This window comes from Fictibacillus sp. NRS-1165 (assembly GCF_050468105.1).
GTDB lineage: Bacteria > Bacillota > Bacilli > Bacillales > Fictibacillaceae > Fictibacillus_C > Fictibacillus_C terrinigri.
Genome location: NZ_JBDPNU010000025.1, coordinates 249,337 through 266,645, shown reverse-complemented (window position 1 = coordinate 266,645; position 17,309 = coordinate 249,337). Strand labels below are relative to the sequence as shown.

The following is a 17,309-nucleotide window of genomic DNA, read 5'->3' as shown; positions in this document are numbered from 1 at the left end:
TTTTCTTCCTCCCTTAAACTGATTTAACAATGCCTTTTACAAGACCCAAGAAGTTTGCTTTTACTCGTTCCGTTGTTTCCATCACTTCATCGTGGGTAAGCGGCTGATCCAGAATTCCGGCTGCCATGTTTGAGATGCATGAAAGGCCAAGGACCTTCATTCCGGAATGCCGGGCTACTATGACTTCCGGTACGGTGGACATTCCTACGGCGTCGCCGCCCAATGTTCTAAGCATGCGAATCTCGGCCGGCGTTTCATAACTCGGACCAGAGTTGGCAACATAAACTCCCTCTTTTAATGTGATGCCGAGGGATGAAGCAGTACTTCTGGCGATCTCCTGCAAGCTGAGTGTGTATGCTTCAGACATGTCGGGAAATCTCACCCCGAAAGAGCTGTCGTTTGGCCCGATCAGGGGATTGTCGTTCAGGTTATTGATATGGTCGGTGATCAGCATCAGATCTCCTGCTTCAAACGAAGTGTTGATCCCGCCTGCCGCATTAGTTACGATGACACTCTCCACACCAAGCTCCTTCATCACCCTGACAGGGAAAGTAACCTTTTCAAGAGAGTAGCCTTCATAGTAATGAAAACGGCCTTGCATCGCAATGACTTGTTTTCCCTCCAGCTCGCCGATGACGAGCTGGCCGGCATGGCCTTCAACCGTCGAAACCGGAAATTCAGGTATTTCGCCATAAGGCAGAGTCACCGCATTCTCAATTTCATCAGCCAGTATCCCCAAACCAGATCCCAGGATGAGTCCGATATCCGGTTTAGTTGACAATTTTCCCTGGATATAACCTGCAGCAGTCTGTATTTGTTTCAAATCTCCCATTGTTTTTCCTCCTAGTTCAGTTGATCAAAAAAGCTTTTGCCGTATCCTGGCAGCTTCACATTGTAGTTATCGGCTACCGTTGCCCCTATATCGGCAAAGGTTTGGCTTACCTTTAATGGTTTGCCTGACTCAATTCCTTTGTAGTACACGAGGAGCGGAACATATTCTCTCGTATGGTCTGTTCCATGATGCACCGGGTCATTTCCGTGATCAGCCGTGATGATCAGGACGTCATCTTCGTTCAGCTTCTCGAAAACCTCAGGAAGGCGGGTGTCAAAATCTTCAAGGGCTTGCCCATAGCCTTTCGGGTCTCTTCTGTGGCCGAATAACGCGTCAAAATCAACCAGGTTTAAGAAGTTCAGTCCAGTAAATGACTGATCCATCGATTTAACGAGCTGATCCATGCCGTCCATATTGGATTTTGTGCGGATCGCTTCCGTAACCCCCTCGCCATCATAGATGTCGGAGATCTTACCGAGCGCGATTACATCATATCCGCTGTCCTTGAGTTCGTTCATGACCGTTCTGTCAAATGGCTTCAGTGCATAATCATGGCGGTTGGCTGTCCGCTTGAAGTCACCCGGTTTGCCGACAAAAGGGCGCGCAATAATGCGTCCGACCATGTATTTATCATTTTTCGTAAGTTCTCTTGCCGTTTCACAGATTTTGTACAATTCCTCAAGCGGCACTACCTCTTCATGGGCCGCGATTTGCAGAACAGAGTCCGCAGAGGTATAGACGATGAGCGCCCCAGTCTTCACGTGCTCTTCGCCCAGTTCATCCAGAATTTCAGTTCCGGAAGCTGGCTTGTTCCCGATGATCTTGCGACCTGACCTTTCTTCAAGCACCTGAATCAAGTCATCTGGAAAGCCTTCCGGAAACGTTTGAAACGGCTGTTCGATATGAAGGCCCATAATTTCCCAGTGCCCTGTCATCGTATCCTTGCCGTTCGATGCTTCCTGTAGCTTCGCATAATGCGCCTTCGGCTTTTCTGCCGGTTTGATACCCTTAATTTCACGGATGTTACTCAGTCCTAACGCTTCCATGTTCGGCATGTGCAGCCCGTTCATTTTTTCAGCGATATGACCGAGTGTATCCGATCCTTTATCATCAAACTTCTCAGCATCCGGAGCCTCTCCGATTCCAACTGAATCCATTACAATCAAAAACGTCCGTTTAAATCGTTTATATTCCATTATGAAAAACCTCCAAAAACTATTTAATACATACTTAGATACTATATCCGCACAATCGTCTGGACAAACTCAGCAGCTATGATGTCAGAAGTCAGACATCTATGCGAAAAAAAAGACCTATGCCCTTGGATGATAGGCCGCATAAATATCTTTCAGCCTCGTTTTTGACACATGCGTGTAGATCTGGGTAGTCGAGATGTCTGCATGTCCCAGCATCTCCTGTACCGCCCTAAGATCGGCTCCATTTTCCAATAGATGTGTCGCGAATGAATGCCTAAGCGTATGGGGAGTCAATTCTTTTTCAATCCTTGCTTTTTTGGCAAGCTGCTTTAAAATTTTCCAAAAACCTTGTCTTGATAACCGATTGCCGTGGTGATTCAAAAACAGGGCATTGCCGCTCTTTCCTTTTGAAAGTGCTGGCCGGCCAGTATCCAAGTACGTCTGAATGGCTTCTGTCGCCATCTTGCCGAGCGGGATAATCCGTTCTTTGTTTCCTTTTCCAAGGCAGCGCAAAAATCCCATCGATAAATGGACATCAGCAAGATCAAGACTTACCAGCTCCGACACCCTGATCCCGGTCGCATAAAGCAATTCCAGCATGGCTTTATCCCTGATCCCAAACGCTTCTTGAGTATCAGGAGTATCTAAAAGCGCTTCCACTTCGTTCATGGCAAGCACCTTCGGAAGCTTGCGTTCAGCTTTTGGTGTTTCGATATGTACAGAAGGATCTGAATCGCATACTTTTTCACGAAGCAGAAACTGATGAAATGAACGTATGGAAGCGATGTTCCTGGCAATGGTGGTCGAAGCTTTGCCGTTTTCCTTCAGATGAAGCAGATAACCTATTATATTAGCACGCTGTATTTGATTGATATCTGAAATGTTTTCCACTTTTTCAATGAAAAGCACATACTGCCCCAGATCGCGGCGGTATGAATCCACCGTGTTTTTTGAAAGACCACGTTCGACTATTAAATAATGAATAAAATCCTGGACATGATCTGTCATATCTTCGCTCCTTATTCACTGGATTCGTAGAAAAACAGCAATCGGATGAGCCAATTGCTCTCCTCTTTACCTGTAATGGAAGCATCGCTTTGGAAAACCTTAACTGCTTTGCCCTTGGGCACGTCATACCGGTGATAATCCTGGTACTCCTGATTGATCCAAAGCAAGCCAAAGTAGAATAGCAATGTGCAGGCCGTGAAAGATAAAAAGATTTTTGATGCGTTCCAGCATAATCTCAGCCAAGATCTCATAGTTCAGAGGCCTCCCGTACACTCATATTAGTACAGGTTATGCCAAAGAATTACCGTTCTATACACATTTTCTAAATTTACTACAACTTTACGTTAACTGATTCTTTCGGTTTTGTAAATAAATAAAAAATGATGAGAACCTTTCGTCAGGAATTCTCATCATTTTGGTCCTTTCCGTTACAGCGGTGGCAGATGCCGTGAAAAGTAAGGCGGTGGTCCTTTATTTTAAAATTCCAACCCTCTTCAACAACTTTTTCAACATCTCCCAGGAGATCCTCTTGTATTTCATCAACCGCACCGCATTCCAGGCAAACGAGGTGATGATGAAAATGAGCCGCTCCTTCTGTACGGAGGTCATACCTTGATACGCCATCTCCAAAATTTATTTTATCGACTACTTTCAGTTCAGTTAATAGTTCCAATGTACGGTATACAGTGGCAAGGCCTATCTCCGGTGATTTCTCTTTCACGAGCAGATAGACGTCTTCTGCACTTAAGTGATCTTCCTCATTTTCCAGGAGGACCCTAACTGTCGCTTCTCGCTGGGGAGTAAGCTTATAGCTCTGGGAATGCAGCTGTTTTTTGATCCGGTCTAGACGGCTTTCCATACCTAATCCTCCCTTATGTCTCACATGATTATTATAAATCAACAGAAGAAAAGGTGTCAATTTAAAATAATTATAATTTGCTGTTTATAATTATTATTAGGTAATAATGAAAAGCTTTTATTTAGAGGACTTTAAACTCATGACTACTTCCATCAGCCACGGTGAGAGATACGCTTCAAAGGCAGATGCAACAGCCAAAAACAGTCCGACTGTTATAATAAGCGCCGAATATTTAAAGAACTTTGGAAAAAAGGGTTCACTTGATTTTTTCCAAAACTGCTGCCTGATCATTTTTATAGAAAATAGAATTGAGGCAGCAGCAGCCACGATCAACCCTGGAACCAGAATCAGGTTTTGCGGCAGAACGGAAACAAATGCGAGCAGGAATCCGTGCCAGCCCATCTGGTTGACGAGAAACCCGACGGTAAACCCGATGACTACCCCTTTTATGAACAGCATGACCAGAATAACCGGCAGACCGATAACAGACAGCCCTAAAATCCACATGACCAATATATATTTAATATAGTGGCTGTAGCTTTGTGAAAACATATCCTTTGGATCGGCGAAGCTTCCATTGGACACCTCTCCAAAAAAACGGGACAAATAATTCAGGAGGTCCTGTTTTTGAACGAGGGTGAGGCTGTTAACAATCACAGCTCCAAAAATAACGCCCATCAGTAAGAGGACGGATACAAACACATACAGTGAATAATGCTCCTGAAGATGAAACAGTACAAACCTTTTCATAGACCGCATCTCTATTTCCTCCCTTAATCTCTTAATTCATTCTATGAATGTCAGAGGGAGGTATGTCTATTTTTTAGTTGCTAGATTTGTCTGAAGCGACTTTACCGTACTTGCCGCCACCGCCTGAATGAAAAGACAGCTTGCCTTCCCTGGCATGCAGAATGTGATGAACGATCGGTTCCGGTGCGGCTTCCATTAAATCTTTTTCTTCCACTTCATGCAGGATCGCCATGTCCGTGCCAAAATGATTTCGTAATTTTTGCAGCGTTTTTGGTCCAAGTGCCGGGATGAACTCCAGCGGAACTTGATGGATGTAGGGCGGTCTTTCTTTCGCATATGACAGTGGCCGGGCGGCAGCTCCTAGTTCGTTGATCCGGTTTTTTACTCCTCGTATCGTTTTGGAGCTCCCGCATTGCGGGCATGACGTCCCTTCCTCCTCCACGATCATCGCAGAGCAGTTGGCACAGGTCGTTTCATAGTACTTGCCAAGCCTCGGATTTAAGCCGTAGTTTGCCGTAACCCTTCTTCCCTGTTCCTGTCGAAGTGCCATTTTGAATTCCAGAAAGGTTGGCTTCTCCATTATAATCGTCTGATATTCCCGCCCGATTTTTTCCAAAGAATGCGCGTCTGAATTAGATAGGAATGGATAGGCTCTCAATTCTTCCACAGAAAGGGCCATTGTTGTATCTGAACTTAACCCAAGTTCGACAGCGTCTATCATATCAGGAAGGAAAACTTCTGACAGTGATGTCTTCACTCCTTTTCCATACAAGCTCTTGTGCGGAGTAAACACGTGAGCAGGGATGAACAGCCCCCCGAGCTCTCTCGTTTTTCGTTGGAGGTTATGTGCGGACTCGTAGATTCGCTGCGAGCTTAGCGTTATGTTTTTCATTCGGGCGGCCATGTAAAAACTGAATGCTTTCATCTTTTCAATCGATGGAAAAAATACAAGTACATGAATGGGGCCTTGGCACCTCTCATCATAGATTTCAATTTCGGAACCTGGCAGGAGGCATACCTTCTCATACCATAAACCGCCTTCTTCGTGTTCTTCCATGACCCCTGATACCAGCATCTCTTCCAGCTCCTGAATGACCTCTGGAACATGGCAGTCAATGATTCCAAGCAGATTGATGCCTTTCACATCAGAAGCCATGTCTAATATATTCGGTAACGTCAGAGTCTTAGCTCCCGTAATCTTTACTGGTTTTCCTGATCGCGACCTTCCGATATGTACGTGCAGGTCAGCGTAATATGTGTTAAGCATCTTTTTAAAGCTTTCTCTTCAATTGCACATATTGTACAGCATAGGCTGTTTTCGCATCATGGATCTGCTGGTCTCTCATGAAATCCAGCGCCTCTTCCAGCGATACTTCAAGCACATCCAGAAACTCATCCTCATCCGGCTGTTGTTCTTTGCACTCCTTTAGTGAATCCGTGTAGTACAGATGAATCAATTCATCCGCAAATCCAGGTGAGGTGTAGAACGATGATAAATATTCCAGTGTTTCACATTCGTATCCTGTTTCTTCAAGCAGTTCACGCTTCGCACACTCCAGCGGATCTTCATCCTTCTCCAGCTTTCCTGCCGGTATTTCAACAATGGTCTTTTCCAAGGCTTTACGGTACTGCCTTACGAACAGCAGTTTATTTTCCGGTGTAAGGGCAATAATAGCTACTGCCCCGGGATGTTTTACAATCTCGCGTTTGCTTTTGCTGCCGTTGGGCAGGAGAACTTCCTGCAGTTCTAAATCTATGATCTTTCCAGAATAAACAGGGGTTGTCGAGAGTGTCTTTTCTTTTAAATGGTCCATAGCTTGTCTCACTCCTGGTTCTATATCTTATTTGTCTACATAAAGTCTATCATAAGCGGGACGTGATGAACACGATTACGCCGTATGGAGGAGGGAACCTATGAAAGTGTATATTCAGCAGAATGGTGTAACGATGGTAGGAAAAGCGTGGCAGATTAAATATATGCTGAAGCAATATATGAAACAGCATTCCACCGTAAAGGAGTGGATCACTTCTGTTCCGGGACAAAAACGCTGACCCTTCCAGACTGGAAGGTTTTTTTTTGCCTGTTTTCATGCTACTCTTTTTGTAATTCACTCATACAAGGAGATGATTTCCCATGAAGCAGAACAAACTAGGAACTTCCGATTTGCTTGTAAGCGAAATCGGTCTTGGCTGCATGTCCATTGAGCCTGGAAACGAAACCGAAGGAAAAGAAATGATCCAGAGAGCATATGAAGAAGGCGTTACGTTATTCGACACGGCCGATCTTTACCAATTCGGCTGGAATGAAGAATTCGTTGGTAAAAGCGTCAAACCTTTCCGGGACAAGATCGTTCTTTCAACTAAAGTCGGTAACCGCTGGACAGAGGATAAAAAAAGCTGGGATTGGGATCCATCGAAGACATACATAAAATCTGCGGTTAAAGACAGCCTTCAACGCCTCCAAACGGATTACATCGACCTGTATCAGCTGCATGGAGGGACCATCGAAGACAATATGGATGAAACCATCTCTGCCTTTGATGAATTAAAAAAGGAAGGCCTCATCCGGGAATATGGCATCTCTTCCATCAGACCAAACGTGATATCTTATTACGCAGAGCATTCAGATATCGTGAGCGTCATGATGCAATACAGCATCCTTGACCGCCGGCCGGAAGAAGAAATGCTTGATTTCCTTTATGATAAAAACATCAGTGTAATCGCCCGCGGCCCTGTTGCGAAGGGCTGGCTCTCTGAACGAGCGCTGCAGCGCAACGAAAGTGACCAGTACCTGGACTATCAAGGCAAAGAGATCCAGGTACTGGTTCAAAACCTACACAGTGAACTTGGAAGTGAAAGGAGTCTGAGCCAGACTGCCATACGGTATGCTCTCCATCATCCTGCAGTTGCATCTGCTATACCAGGTGCCAGCTCCGTGAAGCAGCTGCTCTCCAATATCGGAGCCAGCGCCAGTGAGAAACTGTCTTCTGAAGAGGTTGCCGCTGTCCGTTCATTGTCTAAACCAAACGTCTACGAGCAGCACAGGAGATAAAATAAAAAAGCGCCGCGGCAGACTGAGCTAACCTAAAAAATCGCTAGGTCAGTCTAGACCGTGGCGCTTTTTTTATGAAACATTTTCTATGATCATGGCAATCCCCTGTCCTCCGCCGATGCAAAGACTCGCTAAACCATACTTTGCGCCCCGGTTTCGGAGTTCATAGGATAACGAAAGCAAGAGCCTTGCCCCGCTGGCCCCTACTGGATGGCCGAGCGCGATCGCCCCGCCATTTATGTTTGTTTTTTCCCGGTCAAGCCCCAATTCTTTTTCAACAGCAAGATACTGTGAAGCAAACGCTTCGTTCACTTCAACAAGATCCATGTCCTCAATGGCCAGCCCAGCTTTGGTCAGTGCCTTTTGTGTAGCTGGAACCGGCCCGATTCCCATCAGCTTTGGATCCACTCCGCAGACTGCCCAGGACACGATCCTTGCCAGGGGTTTGACTCGCTTGCTCTGAACGCTATCCTCTCCTGCCAGTATGAGAGATACAGCTCCATCGTTTATACCGCTCGAATTTCCAGCGGTTACTGTTCCATCTTTTTTAAACGACGGCCTCAATTTCATCAGCTGCTCCAGTGTCGAATCCGGTTTCACGAGTTCGTCATTTTCAAGCTCAAGCTTTTTCTTTCCGTCCGTGACCACCGGAACGATCTCCTCAGCAAAACGGCCGCTGCGAATCGCTTTTGCCGCTCTTTGGTGGCTCAGCAGTGAATACTGATCCTGCTCTTCTCTCGTGATACTGTATTTTTCAGCCAGGTTTTCTGCGGTGATTCCCATCCCGCAACCGATGTACTGATCGGTTAAGGTATGAAGAAGCATATCCTCCAGCTGGAGATTTCCAAATTTCTGCCCTTGAAAACGCTGGTTAAAGGTTACATGCGGGCTCATGGACATGTTCTCAATCCCTCCGCATAACGCCAGCTGTGCATCTCCGGTCTGGATGGCAAGCGCACTGCTCACGACAGCCTGGAGACCCGAGCCGCATAGCCTGTTAACGAGCATCGCCGGGACTGTTTCGGGAATATCAGAACTTAGGGCTATATGCCTTGCAGCATAAGCCGCATCGATGCTTGAATGAATAACATTCCCATAGACCACATCCCCGATCTCCTCAGGTGTAACTTCTGCACGCTGAAGCGCTTCACGGGCGGTCAGCGTTCCAAGCTGCAAGGAAGAGATATTTTTCAATGATTTCCCAAAGCTTCCGAAAGGTGTCCTGGCCCCTTCCACCACATAAACTGACCCCATCATCTTCCTCCCCTTTCGCTTTATTCTTAATAAGCTTCTGTTCTTACATTTTCAGCAATGATCAAATCAGGTTCCGTGCACGCTTGAATGTCTTTTATGGTATAACCGGCTGCGACCTCTTGCAGCTTCAGGCCCTGTTCTGTCACATCAAGAACCGCTCTGTCCGTAATGATGCGGTGCACGACGCCTTTTCCTGTTAACGGCAGGCTGCAGGCTTTTAAAATTTTGCTTTCTCCTCTTTTATTCACATGCTCCATGATGACAATGATCTTTTTTGCGCCGTGAACAAGGTCCATCGCACCTCCCATACCTTTGATCATTTTTCCTGGAATCATCCAGTTGGCCAGATCACCTTTCTCTGAAACTTCCATACCGCCAAGAATGGCGATATCAACATGGCCTCCTCTGATCATCGCAAACGATTCGGCGCTGTCAAAATAAGAAGCGCCCTTGATGGCGGTCACCGTTTCTTTTCCTGCATTGATCAAGTCCGGATCGACATCGGATTCCTTCGGGTACGGACCGATCCCGAGCAATCCGTTTTCGGATTGCAGGACGACGCTCTTGTTCTCACTTATGTAATTCGCTACCATGGTAGGCATCCCGATGCCAAGGTTGACATAGAATCCGGCCTCAATTTCTTTTTCTGCTCTCCTTGCGATTTTTTCTCTTGAATTCATCGCCATTCCCCGCTTTCTCTGCTTATGATTGAACGGTCAGTCGCTCGATGCGCTTTTCCTGCTGTGCGACAATCATCTTCTGTACTTCTGCGATGGTTATTTTCCCTGCGGCTGCAATCATAGGGTTAAAGTTTCGCGCCGTCTTGTTATAGATCAAGTTTCCTGCCTTGTCTCCATGGGCGGCGCGGATTAAGCTGTAATCTGCAGTCAGTCCTTTTTCTAAAAGGTACTCCTTATCATTAAAAGTACGGACTTCTTTTCCTTCCGCGATCGGTGTACCGACTCCTGCTGGTGTGTAAAAGGCGGGAATGCCTGCACCGCCCGCGCGAATCCGTTCAGCGAGCGTCCCTTGGGGAATCAATTCGACTTCAATCTCGCCGGATAGCACCTGTCTCTCAAACTCCTTGTTTTCCCCTACATAGGAACCCAACATTTTTCTAATCTGTTTGTTCTTCAGGAGCAAGCCGAGCCCCCAATCATCTACGCCGCAGTTATTGGAGATGACAGTTAAATCCTTCGTGCCCTTTTCAACGAGTGCCAAAATTAATTTTTCCGGAATCCCAACGAGACCGAATCCGCCCACCATCAGAGTCGACCCGTCTTTAATTTCTTCAATTGCTTTCAGTGCACTGCTCTCAATAGACTTCATGCTGCTCCCTCCTTATTGCCACTTTTCATTTTCAACGATTGTCGCTACTCCCTGGCCACCGCCAATACAAAGGGTCGCCAGCCCGTAGCGTTCCTCTCTTCTTCTCATCTCATGAAGAAGAGTCACGAGGATTCTCGCACCGCTTGCTCCAATCGGATGGCCAAGGGCGATTGCACCTCCGTTGACATTCAATTTATCATTGGAAAACTTAAGCTCTTTTCCTACGGCCAGCGATTGGGCGGCAAAAGCTTCATTCGCTTCGATCAAACCGATATCATCAAGCGTTAGCGCTGATTTTTCGAGCACTTTTTTCGTGGCATCAACCGGGCCGATTCCCATGATGCTCGGATCCACACCCGCGCTGGCGTTTGCCACAATCCTGGCAAACGGTGTCAATCCCAGCTCTTCCGCTTTTTTTCTGGATACAACCACCAGGGCAGCTGCGCCGTCATTTATGCCTGAAGCATTTCCTGCTGTTACCGTTCCGTCTTTTTTAAAGGCTGGCCTCAGCTTGCTAAGCTTTTCAGCTGTTGTTCCTTTTTTCGGATATTCATCCTCCGAAAACAGAAGAGGATCTCTCTTTCTTTGCGGAATCTCTACTGTCACGATCTCATCCGCAAATTTGCCTTCCTCCATGGCTTTTTCACATTTTTGCTGGCTGTCTGCGGCGAACCGATCCATCTCTTCGCGGCTCAGCCCATAGGCATCACAGAGGTTTTCAGCCGTAATTCCCATATGATAATCATTAAAGGCGCACCATAATCCGTCATGAACCATGGAATCAACCAGCTTGCCGTCCCCCATGCGCAATCCGCTTCTTGCATCGTTCAAAAGATATGGCGCAGCACTCATATTTTCCATTCCGCCGCAGACGACAATCTCCGCTTCTCCGAGCATGACTGCCTGACTGGCTAAGTGAAGAGCCTTCAGGCCTGACCCGCAGACCTTGTTGATCGTCATCGCGGAAACCCCTTGCGGCAATCCCGCTTTCATGGCCGCCTGGCGTGCCGGGTTCTGCCCTAATCCCGCCTGAAGAACGTTCCCCATGATGACTTCACTGACCTCATCCGGTGAGATGCCTGCCTTTGATAGTGCCTCTTTGATGACAATGGCTCCCAGCTCTGTAGCAGGAATATCCTTCAAACTTCCCTGAAAGCTGCCGATCGGTGTTCTGACAGCGCTTACAATCACTGCATCCTGAATGGCCATAAATTTCTTCTCACTCCCTATTTTTTCTGAATATTCCTTATTATCATATCATAATTCCCTGGCTCATATTGCAACTTAAAGAGCTAAAACGTAAAATAAAGGGAAGATTACATACATAATGCAATGATAGGAGGAGCCATGGAACTACCTCAAAGAGTCACCATCATTGAAGTTGGGCCGCGCGACGGACTTCAGAATGAAAAACAGCTCGTTCCGGCTGAAGACAAGATTCGATTCATTCATAAACTGAAATCCTCTGGCATTCAAGAAATGGAGCTGACCTCGTTCGTTTCGCCTAAGTGGGTGCCGCAGATGGGAGATGCCGAACAGGTCATTGAGCATTGCACAGATGACAGCATACGTAACATCGTGCTTGTGCCCAACAGCAGGGGCGTAGAGCGCCTGCTTGCTTCCGGCTGCAAGAGCGCTGCTTTTTTTGTCGGAGTCAGCGATACGTTCAACAGGAAAAACATTAATAAAAGTACCCGAGAAAGCATGGAGGAGCTTGCTCCGCTTATCCTGGATCTGAAACGAAAAGGATTTTTTGTGCGGGCCTGTATCTCCACTGCATTTTATTGTCCGTATGAAGGAAAGATGGACGAACAGGACGTGCTGAAAATTTGCGAAGAATTTGCAGAGCTTGGGGTAGATGAGCTCTCTGTCGCTGACACGATCGGGATGGCCAATCCGCAGGAAGTGTATGATCTATTCTGCCTGTTAAAACATCATCTTCCTTCAGCCCTGCTCATCGCTGCCCATTTTCATGACACACGTGGAATGGCCCTTGCAAATATCTTTTCCGCTCTTCAGGCAGGGGTGGACCGCTTCGACACATCCGCAGGCGGGCTTGGAGGATGCCCCTTTGCACCGGGGGCTACCGGGAATGTATCTACCGAAGACACCGTTTATATGCTTGACCGTATGGGCATTTCTACAGGCATCCAGCTTGAGCCCCTCCTTGACGCAGTAGAGTACATCACTCCTTTTGTTTCCCGCGCCCTTCAAAGCAGGCAGTACCTGCTCTCAAAACAGGAAAAGACGCCATAGGCTTCGTTCTTCATCACTGAAGAACGAAATAAAAACAGGAAAGACGCCCTTTTAGGCGTCCTTTCCTGTTTTTATTTTAGTTTTCGAGCCTAAGATGCGGATTAAGCATCTGATTTGGGCTTTTCAGCTGAAACGTATGCTGTTCCTTTTTAAAATCGATCGTCATCTGTTCATCAAAGAACACCGCGTTATCCTTCTCTATATAAACAGGCAGGAAGTTTGTTTCAAGCTGTACCGTTCCCTCCGGTTCATGCTCCACAATCCAGAGTGCCGATACCCCGCTGACCACACAGCCGCAGCCTTCCGTATCATATTTCAGCAGAATGCGGCCGCCATGCTGTATTTTGCCCTTTATCTTTTCGATCGCTCTTTCTGTCCATTCCAGTTTCATGTCATTTCTCCTCGCTGTTCGTGGTTTGTATTACATGTATGGCCCAGTGCATACCATTCTACCCAGTTTTGCATATATCGTTTTCCGAATTGCTCCTCTTCCTCCATTTTGACAAGTTCGCGATAAATCTGTGTATGATGGGCTGTCCAGAAATGAACCATCGTTTCTTTAAAATTCCTTCTTTCCGTATCTGATTGTCATTTTAACATATTCTTGTACGGTTGATCATTGTTCCTGTTCTCTGGCAGTTTCCGCTTTTATGTGCCAGAGTTCAGCTGGCCGTCCTTTTCTTATACACGAATTTATACAGCAAACAACAAACCAGCAGCACTCCTGCCCCTGCCAGGATATAGTTCTGTGATGCCTGAAGCACATGGTTAACGGTCTTCACTTCTCCCAGCCTGCCTAAAAACAGCATGGCAACCGCCAAGGGAAAGATGCCGATAAAGGTCAGTCCGCCGAATTTCCACCGATTGACTTTGCTCATCCCTGCTGCGTAGGAAACATAATTTCCGATTCCCAATGGCCGTGACAGAGCAATGCTCCACTCTCCGTATTTCTTAAACCCTCTCTTCGTTTTCTCCACTTTCTTCTCGCTGAACTTTTCTTTCATCTTGCTTTCAAGCTTATAGCCTATTACATAAGGTACATAGCTGAATATGGTATATACGGCACTCACTGCAAATGCCAGAAGCAGGGTCTCGAGCAGGTTTGGCTTCAGCAGAAATCCATAGATCAGAATGACCAGCGCACCGGGAAAAGGAACTGAGGAAGCCTCCAGGGCGGTCCCCATAAACAGCCCGGCCGCCCCCATCTCTTTTAAAAAATGAAAAATCATTTCAAACATCCGTGCATCCTCCTCCTTCTGTCTCCTCCTCTCTATTCCCTCTCCTGATATTTTCAACCGCGCCTGGTTTGAAACGATTCATTACAGGGTAGATTGCCTGTAGATCACTATTTAATCCATTTCAGGAGGATCACATATATGAAAAAGATTTGTTCAAAAACCGTTTCCATCACCAGTGACGCTTCTAAATTTACCATTCAAAAGATTACAGATTTCGTAAAAATCTCCCGATCATTTCAGTCCAACGTGTTCCTATGTAAAAATGGAGTCACCCTGCACGCAAAAAAATTAACATGCTTTGTTACCTTTTTCATGATGCTGCGTAAAGGGGAGTCATTTCTCCTGATCACTGAGGGCTCTGATGCGGATTCCGCTATCCAGCAGCTTCTTAAGCAGCTCCTCCCTTCCCAAGCGACTACATAAAAAGAAGCGCTGATTGCCATTCAGCGCTTCTTTTTCCATGAGAAAGGTCACAGGCCCAGTTTTTTTTGCCATCTTTTCCTTGTTACGACCGGGAGGATAATCAATGTGATGATGATGATGGAGGAAATTAAAATCTCCTTCATCCCTGTATTGGCCACTGAAGCCCCTAAGTAGGTGTATGCCAATGTACCCGGTATGATGCCGATGGCCGTAGCTGCCGCATAATCTTTAAATTTGACGTTCGCCGCAGCCGTCAAGTAGCTCACAAGATCATAGTTTAATATGGGGAGCAGACGAAGAATAAGTACATAAACAAACCCGCGCTGCTTGATGCCCTCCTGGACCTTCTGATACTTTCCCTTCCACTCTTTTTTCAGCGCTTTCTTGCCGATCCATTTCACTGCCCAGAACGTCATGAGCCCGCCTGACAATGACCCAAGGTATGTATACAGACACCCCCAATATAACCCGAAGGCCAAGCCGCTCGTGACTGCGAACACGGAGGACGGAAACAGTACAAAAGGACGGACTGCATATAGAGCGATATAAACGATAGGAGCCCAGACTCCCCATGACAGTATCCATCCTCGGAAGCGCTCCGGCGTTAAATTTAGATACCGATGGTTGATATATAAAAGGCAGCCTGCCAAACTTAAAATCAGTAAATAATGAATCATTCGTTTTTTATTGCGGATCAATGATTACTGCTCCTCTCCACACATCTCTTTCTATATTTTCCTGTATTTTCCGATGGAAGTCACTTTAATTTTAAATCAATTTTATGACATTTCTTTTTCCACCCCTTCATAAGCTTTATAAAAAAGGATATGCAGGGAGAGAGATTAACTTGAGATTGATTGCAAAAAAACCCATCTACGCCGGAAACGCAAGTCAATTTGTGCAGTTCACAAGCAGCTATGAAGAAGCTGTGTACGTTAAAAAAGGAGATAAGACAGCAGACGGAAAAAGCTTGCTCGGCCTTATCGCATTGTCCATACAGCCAGGGCAGGAAATTGAAATTTCAAGCGAAGGGAATGTTGACTCCCTCCAGAAAAAATTATTGGCCTCCGATCTGTTTGATGCAGTCAAATAAGCCAGCCTTATTTATAAGGCTGGCTTATTTTCTGTGTCTTTAAACGTCCGTCTCTATCCCTATGATGGTGTCGAGAGGGACGTCCTGTCTTTTTCCTTGATCATTGATCATTCTGAGCAGGCGGCGATGCGGGTCATAATAGTGGATGAGCCCCTGTATCGCTTTTTCGCGAAGATGATCACGGCAAAATACGGCGACCTCCCTTGCCTCTTCCATCGCAAAAAAGATCTGCTGGTTCATCTCCTCCAACTGCTGTTCATCAAGTTCAGCGTTCTCAAAGGAGGCCTCTTCCCGCTCCCAGTCCCTTAATTTTTTTACATGTTCAGGCAGCATCATAGCCGTCCATTTGATACTTCCCCGGTCTTTGATCATCTAGAGAGACCCCTCCATTCTGTTTTACGCTTTATGACCGCCTAAAAGGGTGCTGCGGTGCAGAGCCGTCCCTCCACTCGTATAAGAAACCGCCCGGAGGAGAGCGTTGGATCCGTATTTCCTGCGGATATCGTCCATCACATAGCCAAGCTTTCGTTTTTTAGGATGCTCAAGTGTAAAGATGCTGAGCTGCGTTTCACTATCTTCACATACATTGGACAAAGCAATAGTGATTTTACGGACCGTCTTTCCTTCATAAAATGTATGAAAGAGTTCCAGGCACACCTGATAGATCTCCATCGTAATGTTAGTCGGTTCAGATACGGTCTTTGATCGGTAAAAGCCCCCGCCCCATTCTTCTTTGCTGTAGCCGATTCCCAGACTGACCGTCCTTCCCGCTTTTCTCGCTGTTCTCGCCCGTCGCGCCACTTCCTCGCACATTTCTAAAATGACATGCTGGACCTCTTTTGGATCGTCGTAGTCCCGAAGGAGGATCTGGCTTTTTCCATAGCTGATCTGGCCTTGCATGATCGGAGCCCCCACCTCTGAGAGATCAACTCCCCACGCATGGTAATAAAGCTGATTTCCCATGACACCGAATTTCTTTTCCAAAAGCTCCAAGGGATAATGCGCAAGGTCTCCTACCGTTGTGATGCCCATCAGATTCAGCGAGCGCTCCACACGGGAACCGATGCCCCACATCTTGCTTAAAGGCGACAGCGTCCACAACTTCTTCGGCACGTCCTCATACGTCCATTCCGCCACCCCCCTTTTTTTCGCCTCCAAGTCGAGACATAGCTTAGACATCAGCATGTTCGGCCCGATCCCGATCGCACAGGGGAGACCAAACTCCTCTTTAATCGCTGTACGAATGGCTTGAGCCAGCTTCACCGGCCCTCCCCACAACCGCTCTGTCCCGTCTGCCTGAATAAAACTTTCATCTACACTGTAAGTATGAATCGCTTCTTTTGGAACAAAGCGGTTGAGCAGACGCGTGATCTCCATGGAACGCTTGAGAAAAAAGGACATTTGGGCGTCTACGATGTGAATGCGGCTGTCTTTCGGAATCTCAAACAACCGGTTTCCTGTCCTTATTCCAAAATCTCTTTTCAGACAGGGAGAAGCTGCCAGGACAACACTTCCCTGCCTCTCTGTGTTCCCTACAACAGCAAGGTAACAGGTCAGCGGGTCGATCCCCAGGCGCATAGCCGCACAGCTTGCATAAAAACTTTTCATATCCATGCACAGAATTGAACGATTTTGAATCTTGGAATAATCGATCAACTTCCTTCACCCCTCCAAAGCAAACGTTCGTTCTCATTAATTATGTATACCCATTTTAACCGAATATATGTTCTGTTCTCAATGGAAATTTTTTCAGGGCTATTGACCGTCCGGTATGTGTAGGCTACATTGTTTGGAGAAGAAAGGAAGTGGAGAATGGAGAATCGGCTGCTGCGCAAATGGCTGGAAAAAGCATTGCTGGACTATTTTTATCACAAGGAGTGTATTCCTTATACTGAGAAAGAATATACTCTCCTTGAGGAACAAATAAAAAAAGAGCTTCAAACCGAAGAGGCAGAAGATCCCTATCTAACCGTTCAAGATGTCGTATACACCTTTGTTACAAAAGAATAAGCAACCCCC

23 protein-coding genes are annotated in these 17,309 nt (G+C 46.5%); 6 read left to right on the top strand and 17 right to left on the bottom strand.

Annotation, left to right across the window (positions count from 1 at the left end; all coding sequences use genetic code 11):
- Positions 1–13 precede the first annotated feature (13 nt).
- From ABHN01_RS12060 to ABHN01_RS12025, 8 genes are all read right to left on the bottom strand, one after another.
- Positions 14–832, bottom strand: a complete 819-nt coding sequence (locus ABHN01_RS12060; protein ID WP_429875727.1) for a purine-nucleoside phosphorylase — start codon at positions 830–832, stop codon at positions 14–16.
- A gap of 11 nt (positions 833–843) precedes the next feature.
- Positions 844–2,028 carry a phosphopentomutase gene (gene deoB, locus ABHN01_RS12055; RefSeq protein ID WP_429875726.1) on the bottom strand — a complete coding sequence of 395 codons (1,185 nt, stop codon included), beginning with the start codon at positions 2,026–2,028 and terminating at the stop codon, positions 844–846.
- A 117-nt stretch (positions 2,029–2,145) separates the two neighbouring features.
- The gene (xerD, locus tag ABHN01_RS12050; protein ID WP_290400754.1) at positions 2,146–3,036 is read right to left on the bottom strand and encodes a site-specific tyrosine recombinase XerD; all 891 of its coding nucleotides are present in this window, start codon (positions 3,034–3,036) and stop codon (positions 2,146–2,148) included.
- Between the two features lie 11 nt (positions 3,037–3,047).
- Positions 3,048–3,287: a YqzK family protein gene (locus ABHN01_RS12045; protein WP_290400755.1), complete on the bottom strand. Its 240-nt coding sequence runs from the start codon at positions 3,285–3,287 to the stop codon at positions 3,048–3,050.
- A gap of 146 nt (positions 3,288–3,433) precedes the next feature.
- Positions 3,434–3,895, bottom strand: coding sequence for a Fur family transcriptional regulator (locus ABHN01_RS12040; RefSeq protein ID WP_290400756.1), 462 nt, complete (start codon positions 3,893–3,895; stop codon positions 3,434–3,436).
- Between the two features lie 117 nt (positions 3,896–4,012).
- Positions 4,013–4,654, bottom strand: coding sequence for a stage II sporulation protein M (spoIIM, locus tag ABHN01_RS12035; RefSeq protein WP_429875725.1), 642 nt, complete (start codon positions 4,652–4,654; stop codon positions 4,013–4,015).
- A 64-nt stretch (positions 4,655–4,718) separates the two neighbouring features.
- Positions 4,719–5,912: an endonuclease Q family protein gene (locus tag ABHN01_RS12030; protein ID WP_429875724.1), complete on the bottom strand. Its 1,194-nt coding sequence runs from the start codon at positions 5,910–5,912 to the stop codon at positions 4,719–4,721.
- Positions 5,913–5,916: 4 nt separating this feature from the next.
- Entirely contained in the window at positions 5,917–6,459 is a 543-nt protein-coding gene (locus tag ABHN01_RS12025; protein ID WP_290400759.1) for an NUDIX hydrolase, read from the bottom strand.
- 100 nt (positions 6,460–6,559) lie between these two features.
- Between ABHN01_RS12025 and mciZ the strand changes: the two genes are divergently transcribed.
- On the top strand, positions 6,560–6,697 hold the full coding sequence (mciZ, locus tag ABHN01_RS12020; protein ID WP_290400760.1) for a Z-ring formation inhibitor MciZ: 138 nt from the start codon (positions 6,560–6,562) through the stop codon (positions 6,695–6,697).
- Positions 6,698–6,779: 82 nt separating this feature from the next.
- Positions 6,780–7,697 (top strand): aldo/keto reductase, encoded by a 918-nt coding sequence (locus tag ABHN01_RS12015; protein ID WP_429875723.1) that lies wholly within the window; start codon positions 6,780–6,782, stop codon positions 7,695–7,697.
- 72 nt (positions 7,698–7,769) lie between these two features.
- Here ABHN01_RS12015 and ABHN01_RS12010 read toward each other — a convergent pair whose 3' ends face one another.
- Genes ABHN01_RS12010 through ABHN01_RS11995 form a run of 4 tightly spaced genes read right to left on the bottom strand, consistent with a single transcriptional unit; the run spans position 7,770 to position 11,489 of the window.
- A complete protein-coding gene (locus tag ABHN01_RS12010; protein WP_429875722.1) occupies positions 7,770–8,951 on the bottom strand; it encodes a thiolase family protein in 1,182 nt (393 codons plus the stop codon).
- A 26-nt stretch (positions 8,952–8,977) separates the two neighbouring features.
- Entirely contained in the window at positions 8,978–9,631 is a 654-nt protein-coding gene (locus ABHN01_RS12005) for a CoA transferase subunit B (protein WP_429875721.1), read from the bottom strand.
- 22 nt (positions 9,632–9,653) lie between these two features.
- On the bottom strand, positions 9,654–10,280 hold the full coding sequence (locus tag ABHN01_RS12000) for a CoA transferase subunit A (protein ID WP_429875720.1): 627 nt from the start codon (positions 10,278–10,280) through the stop codon (positions 9,654–9,656).
- A gap of 12 nt (positions 10,281–10,292) precedes the next feature.
- Positions 10,293–11,489 (bottom strand): acetyl-CoA C-acetyltransferase, encoded by a 1,197-nt coding sequence (locus ABHN01_RS11995; RefSeq protein ID WP_429875719.1) that lies wholly within the window; start codon positions 11,487–11,489, stop codon positions 10,293–10,295.
- Between the two features lie 138 nt (positions 11,490–11,627).
- Between ABHN01_RS11995 and ABHN01_RS11990 the strand changes: the two genes are divergently transcribed.
- Positions 11,628–12,536 carry a hydroxymethylglutaryl-CoA lyase gene (locus ABHN01_RS11990; RefSeq protein WP_429875718.1) on the top strand — a complete coding sequence of 303 codons (909 nt, stop codon included), beginning with the start codon at positions 11,628–11,630 and terminating at the stop codon, positions 12,534–12,536.
- 76 nt (positions 12,537–12,612) lie between these two features.
- On the opposite strand, the gene ABHN01_RS11985 is transcribed toward ABHN01_RS11990, so the two are convergent.
- Together ABHN01_RS11985 and ABHN01_RS11980 are read right to left on the bottom strand one after the other, a co-directional pair.
- The gene (locus ABHN01_RS11985; RefSeq protein WP_429875717.1) at positions 12,613–12,927 is read right to left on the bottom strand and encodes an iron-sulfur cluster biosynthesis family protein; all 315 of its coding nucleotides are present in this window, start codon (positions 12,925–12,927) and stop codon (positions 12,613–12,615) included.
- Positions 12,928–13,198: 271 nt separating this feature from the next.
- Positions 13,199–13,774, bottom strand: a complete 576-nt coding sequence (locus ABHN01_RS11980; RefSeq protein ID WP_429875716.1) for a DedA family protein — start codon at positions 13,772–13,774, stop codon at positions 13,199–13,201.
- A 138-nt stretch (positions 13,775–13,912) separates the two neighbouring features.
- Here ABHN01_RS11980 and ABHN01_RS11975 point away from each other — a divergent pair, with 138 nt between their 5' ends.
- The gene (locus ABHN01_RS11975) at positions 13,913–14,197 is read left to right on the top strand and encodes an HPr family phosphocarrier protein (protein WP_429875715.1); all 285 of its coding nucleotides are present in this window, start codon (positions 13,913–13,915) and stop codon (positions 14,195–14,197) included.
- A 47-nt stretch (positions 14,198–14,244) separates the two neighbouring features.
- Here the strand turns inward: ABHN01_RS11975 and ABHN01_RS11970 are convergent, their stop codons facing one another.
- A complete protein-coding gene (locus tag ABHN01_RS11970; RefSeq protein ID WP_290400769.1) occupies positions 14,245–14,895 on the bottom strand; it encodes a TVP38/TMEM64 family protein in 651 nt (216 codons plus the stop codon).
- A gap of 149 nt (positions 14,896–15,044) precedes the next feature.
- Here ABHN01_RS11970 and ABHN01_RS11965 point away from each other — a divergent pair, with 149 nt between their 5' ends.
- Positions 15,045–15,290, top strand: a complete 246-nt coding sequence (locus ABHN01_RS11965; protein ID WP_290400770.1) for an HPr family phosphocarrier protein — start codon at positions 15,045–15,047, stop codon at positions 15,288–15,290.
- A gap of 39 nt (positions 15,291–15,329) precedes the next feature.
- Here the strand turns inward: ABHN01_RS11965 and ABHN01_RS11960 are convergent, their stop codons facing one another.
- The gene (locus ABHN01_RS11960; protein ID WP_429875714.1) at positions 15,330–15,662 is read right to left on the bottom strand and encodes a YolD-like family protein; all 333 of its coding nucleotides are present in this window, start codon (positions 15,660–15,662) and stop codon (positions 15,330–15,332) included.
- Positions 15,663–15,686: 24 nt separating this feature from the next.
- Positions 15,687–16,946 carry a DNA polymerase thumb domain-containing protein gene (locus tag ABHN01_RS11955; protein WP_429875713.1) on the bottom strand — a complete coding sequence of 420 codons (1,260 nt, stop codon included), beginning with the start codon at positions 16,944–16,946 and terminating at the stop codon, positions 15,687–15,689.
- 156 nt (positions 16,947–17,102) lie between these two features.
- Between ABHN01_RS11955 and ABHN01_RS11950 the strand changes: the two genes are divergently transcribed.
- Positions 17,103–17,300 carry a YqzH family protein gene (locus ABHN01_RS11950; protein ID WP_290400773.1) on the top strand — a complete coding sequence of 66 codons (198 nt, stop codon included), beginning with the start codon at positions 17,103–17,105 and terminating at the stop codon, positions 17,298–17,300.
- The last annotated feature ends 9 nt before the right edge of the window (positions 17,301–17,309 follow it).